We start from the raw sequence: 308 nt of genomic DNA, 5'->3' as shown, positions 1-308 counted from the left end.
CCGACCCCCGCCGGGTACGCGGCCGCCGGCGGCAGCCTCTACTTCGGCGTGCCGACCGTCTGGTCCCGGCTGGCGGCGGATCAGGAAGCGGCCGCCCGGCTCGCCTCCGCCCGGCTGCTGGTCTCCGGCAGCGCCCCGCTGCCCGTCCCGGTGTTCGAACGACTCGCCGCGCTGACCGGCCACGCCCCGATCGAGCGGTACGGCATGACCGAGTCGCTGATCACCGTCTCCACCCGCGCCGACGGCGAGCGCCGCCCGGGCAGCGTGGGCCTGCCGGTGGCCGGGGTGCGCACCCGGCTGGTCGGCGA

The 308-nt window shown here is 78.2% G+C and carries 1 protein-coding gene; it reads left to right on the top strand.

What is annotated here, in order from left to right:
• A partial coding sequence (locus BI06_RS41725) for an AMP-binding protein (RefSeq protein ID WP_043477330.1) occupies nt 1–308 on the top strand: 308 nt, incomplete at both ends.

The organism is Kitasatospora sp. MBT66, assembly GCF_000710405.2.
Lineage (GTDB): Bacteria > Actinomycetota > Actinomycetes > Streptomycetales > Streptomycetaceae > Kitasatospora > Kitasatospora purpeofusca.
The sequence above is the reverse complement of the archived record's forward strand: the minus strand, read 5'-3'. Positions and strand labels throughout refer to the sequence as shown.